This is a genomic window from uncultured Jatrophihabitans sp., from assembly GCF_964252635.1.
Lineage (GTDB): Bacteria > Actinomycetota > Actinomycetes > Mycobacteriales > Jatrophihabitantaceae > Jatrophihabitans.
On sequence record NZ_CAXUNP010000039.1, the window covers coordinates 1 to 4,207 of the forward strand.

5 protein-coding genes are annotated in these 4,207 nt (G+C 71.9%); 4 read left to right on the forward strand and 1 reads right to left on the reverse strand.

The genetic code is table 11. The annotated features are described in order from the left end of the window. The coding region (locus tag ACFFCA_RS15425; protein WP_375486335.1) for a serine/threonine-protein kinase at positions 1–799 on the reverse strand (799 nt) is incomplete at its 3' end. 116 nt (positions 800–915) lie between these two features. Here ACFFCA_RS15425 and rpoZ point away from each other — a divergent pair. From rpoZ to ACFFCA_RS15445, 4 genes are read left to right on the forward strand one after another with little or no spacing between them, the layout of a single operon-like run. Then, the gene (rpoZ, locus tag ACFFCA_RS15430) at positions 916–1,191 is read left to right on the forward strand and encodes a DNA-directed RNA polymerase subunit omega (protein ID WP_375486336.1); all 276 of its coding nucleotides are present in this window, start codon (positions 916–918) and stop codon (positions 1,189–1,191) included. Positions 1,192–1,208: 17 nt separating this feature from the next. Then, positions 1,209–2,423, forward strand: coding sequence for a bifunctional phosphopantothenoylcysteine decarboxylase/phosphopantothenate--cysteine ligase CoaBC (gene coaBC / locus ACFFCA_RS15435; RefSeq protein ID WP_375486338.1), 1,215 nt, complete (start codon positions 1,209–1,211; stop codon positions 2,421–2,423). A gap of 40 nt (positions 2,424–2,463) precedes the next feature. After that, entirely contained in the window at positions 2,464–3,660 is a 1,197-nt protein-coding gene (gene metK / locus ACFFCA_RS15440; protein WP_375486340.1) for a methionine adenosyltransferase, read from the forward strand. Between the two features lie 13 nt (positions 3,661–3,673). Then, the gene (locus tag ACFFCA_RS15445; RefSeq protein ID WP_375486341.1) at positions 3,674–4,174 is read left to right on the forward strand and encodes a hypothetical protein; all 501 of its coding nucleotides are present in this window, start codon (positions 3,674–3,676) and stop codon (positions 4,172–4,174) included. Positions 4,175–4,207: the final 33 nt, after the last annotated feature.

The following is a 4,207-nucleotide window of genomic DNA, read 5'->3' on the forward strand; positions in this document are numbered from 1 at the left end:
ACTCGACGTCGACGGGCCGGCCGTCCCACGTGTGCGGACGGGCGTCGCCGAGCGCGGGGCGGAGCGCGGCTCGGGCCTCGGCCGCGCCGGCCGGGCGCCGCGCCGGGTCCGGCGAGGTCAGCGCCCGCACGATGTCGGCGAGCGGGCCGGAGCCGTGGGTCGAGGGCGCGAACCCGTCGGGTTCGGTACCGGTCAGCAGCGTGCCGGCCACCCGTCCGGCCGCGTACAGGTCGTGCCGGGGTTCGGGAGCGACCCCGCCGCGCAGCAGCTCGGGCGCGAAGTACCCGGGCGTCCCGACCATGAGCCCGGCTTCCGTGAGCCGGGGATCGGCGTGGTGGATCGTGAGCCCGAAGTCGGCGAGCATCGCGTACACAGGCCCGGTGCCGGTGGCCCGGAGCAGCACGTTGGCCGGCTTCACGTCGCGGTGGACCATGCCGGCGTCGTGGACGTGGCCGAGCGCCTCCAGCAGCTGGTCGAGCACGAGCGCGACGGTGGCCGGCGCCAGCGGGCCGGTGCGGCGCAGCAACCCGGCCAGCGACCCGCCCTCGGCCAGCTCGCTGGCGATGACGACGTGCTCGTCCTCGGCGGCCCACGAGTAGGGCGACAGCACGTGCGGGCCCGCGATGCGCACCGACTGCTCGCGCACGAACCGCAGCAGGTCCCCGGCGTCGCGCTGCCGCAGCACCTTCGCCGCACACAGGCGGCGGAGCTTGCGGTCGTGGGCACGCCAGACCGTGCCGCTGCCGCCACGCCCGATCGGATCGCACAGGGCGAAGCGCCCGGCGATCAAATCGGTCACCGGGGCATTATGGCGCCGGCCCGTGTGGAATCGGCGTTCCGGGGCCGCCGTTGGTAGACTTCTGTGCGTGGCGGCCCGTCCGTCGCGACCCTGAATCGCAATCAGAGAGTTGAGTCGTGTCCGAATCCGTCTCCACCGCCGAAGGCATCACCAACCCGCCCATCGACGAGCTGCTCGAGCGTGCCCAGTCGAAGTACGCGCTGGTGATCATCGCGGCCAAGCGGGCGCGCCAGATCAACGCCTACTACAGCCAGCTCGGCGAGGGCCTGCTCGAGTACGTCGGCCCGCTCGTCGAGACCGCGCCGCAGGAGAAGCCGCTGTCGATCTCGCTGCGTGAGATCAACTCCGACCTCATCGAGTTCAAGCCCTCCGAGGGCACCCCCACCGCCTGATCCAGGCCGGATCAGCCATGAGCCGGGTGGTCCTGGGCGTAGGCGGCGGCATCGCGGCCTACAAGGTCGCCAACCTGTTGCGCAAGCTCACCGAGGCCGGGCACGACGTCACCGTCGCACCCACGGCGTCGGCCCTGGAGTTCGTCGGCGCCCCGACGTGGGCCGCCCTCTCGCACCGGCCGGTCGCCACCGACGTCTGGACCGACGCCGACCGCGTGCCGCACGTGCGGCTGGGCCGCGAGGCCGAGCTGGTCGTCGTCGCGCCCGCCACCGCCGACCTGCTCGCGCGGGCCGCCCACGGCCTGGCCGACGACCTGCTCACCAACACCTTGCTCACCGCACGCTGTCCGGTGCTCTACGTCCCGGCCATGCACACCGAGATGTGGGAGCACCCCGCCACCGTCGACAACGTCGCCGTCCTGCGTCGGCGCGGCGCGACGGTCATGGAGCCGGCGAGCGGCCGGCTCACCGGCACCGACACCGGCAAGGGCCGCCTGCCCGAACCCGTCCAGATCGCCGAGCTCGCCGAGCTGCTGCTGCACCGGCCCGACGCGCTGCCCCATGACCTCGTCGGCCGCCGGGTCGTCGTCAGCGCCGGCGGCACGCGCGAGCCGCTGGACCCGGTCCGCTACCTGGGCAACAACTCCTCCGGCCGTCAGGGGTACGCGGTGGCCGCCGTCGCCGCGGCCCGGGGCGCGCAGGTGACGGTCGTGTCGGCCAACGTCGAACTGCCCGACCCGGCCGGCGTCGACGTCGTCCGCGTGGGTACCGCGCTGGAGTTGCGGGAGGCGGTCGAGAAGGCCACCCAGGACGCCGACGTCGTCGTCATGGCCGCCGCGGTCGCCGACTTCCGTCCTGCGCAGCACGCCGCCCACAAGATCAAGAAATCGGGCGCGCCCCCCGAGCCGGTGACCCTGGAGGAGAACCCCGACGTCCTGGCCGGCCTGGTCGCCGGCAGGCGTCCCGGGACCGTCGTGGTCGGGTTCGCGGCCGAGACCGGTGACGATCGGCACAGCGTGCTCGACCTGGGTCGCGCCAAGCTGGCCCGGAAGGGTTGCGACCTGCTGGTGGTGAACGAGGTCGGGCCCGACCTGGCCTTCGGACAGACCCACAACGCCGCCGTGCTGCTCGGCCGCGACGGCACCGAGACCGTCGTCGGACACGGCCCGAAATCCGCCCTGGCCGCCGCGCTCTGGGATGCCGTGGCGGCCCGTTTCCTGCCCGCCGGATAGACTTTCGCGCGACCGCCAACCGCAACTTTCCGGAGATCTTGTGAGCCGACGTCTGTTCACGTCCGAGTCCGTCACCGAGGGACACCCGGACAAGATCGCTGACCAGATCAGCGACTCCATCCTCGACGCCCTGCTGGCTGACGACCCGCAGAGCCGCGTCGCCGTCGAGACCCTGATCATGACCGGCCAGGTGCACGTCGCGGGTGAGGTCACCACGTCCGCGTGGGCCGACATCCCCAAGCTGGTGCGCGACCGGATCATCGAGATCGGCTACGACAGCTCGCGCAAGGGCTTCGACGGCGAGTCCTGCGGCGTCAGCATCTCCATCGGCGCGCAGTCGGCCGACATCGCGCAGGGCGTCGACACGGCCTACGAGAAGCGTGTCGAGTCCTCCGAGGACGAGATCGCGTCGCAGGGCGCGGGCGACCAGGGTCTGATGTTCGGCTACGCCAGCGACGAGACCCCCGAGCTGATGCCGCTGCCGATCTGGCTCGCGCACCGCCTGTCCGAGAAGCTCACCGAGGTCCGCAAGAACGGCACCGTCCCCTACCTGCGTCCCGACGGCAAGACCCAGGTCACCATCGAGTACGTCGACGGTGTCGCCACGCGTCTGGACACCGTCGTCGTGTCGAGCCAGCACGCCGAGGACATCGACCTCGACACGCTGCTCAAGCCCGACATCGAGGAGCACGTCGTGCGCCCGGTGCTGGCGCTGGTGCCGCAGCTCGACACCTCCGACTATCGGCTGCTGGTGAACCCGACCGGCCGCTTCGTCATCGGTGGCCCCATGGGCGACGCCGGCCTGACCGGCCGCAAGATCATCGTCGACACCTACGGCGGCATGGCCCGCCACGGCGGTGGCGCCTTCTCCGGCAAGGACCCGTCGAAGGTCGACCGCTCGGCGGCCTACGCCATGCGCTGGGTGGCCAAGAACGTCGTCGCCGCCGGGTTGGCCAAGCGCTGCGAGGTCCAGGTCGCGTACGCGATCGGCAAGGCCGAGCCCGTCGGCCTGTTCGTCGAGACCTTCGGCACCGAGACCGTCGACCCCGACAAGATCATCGACGCGATCAACCAGGTCTTCGACCTGCGCCCCGCGGCGATCATCCGGGACCTCGATCTCAAGCGGCCGATCTACGCCAAGACCGCGGCCTACGGCCACTTCGGTCGGGAGGACGCCGACTTCACCTGGGAGCGCACCGACCGCGCCGAGCAGCTGACCAAGCTGGCCAAGGGCTGACCGCCGCACCGAGATGACGTACTACCCGGGCGTGCCCGTCCGCGACCCTCGGGTGGGCACGTCCGGTGAACGCTCGGCCCGGGTGGTGTGCATCGTCATCACCGCGATCGCCGTGGTGGTCAGCGCGCTGATCGCGGTGACGACGCAGACGTCGGTGTCCCACGAGAGCGCGACCGCGCCGCCCCGTCCAGGTCAGCAGTTGGGGAATCGGCTGCGCGCCGATTTCCCGTTGCCCGCGGGCACGACCGTGGTGAGCACGGAGCAGTACGCCAAGGTGTATCGCGTCCGCTCCAGCCTTGCTGTCGTCAAGGCCTTCTACCTGAACGCACTGCGGGCGCGCGGCGCGGTCTGGCAGGGGCCGACGCCGGAGCAGGGCACGACCGGCACGACCGGCTGGGACGGGATCATCGTGGCCAGCGGTTCCGGCGACACCACCGGCCTCCGGCTGACCATCGGGTCCTACTTCCCCGACAGCGAGCCGGCGGGAACCGTACCGATCAGGCTGGACGGATGAGCACGCCGCCGCAGGGGCCGTATCCGCAGGGGC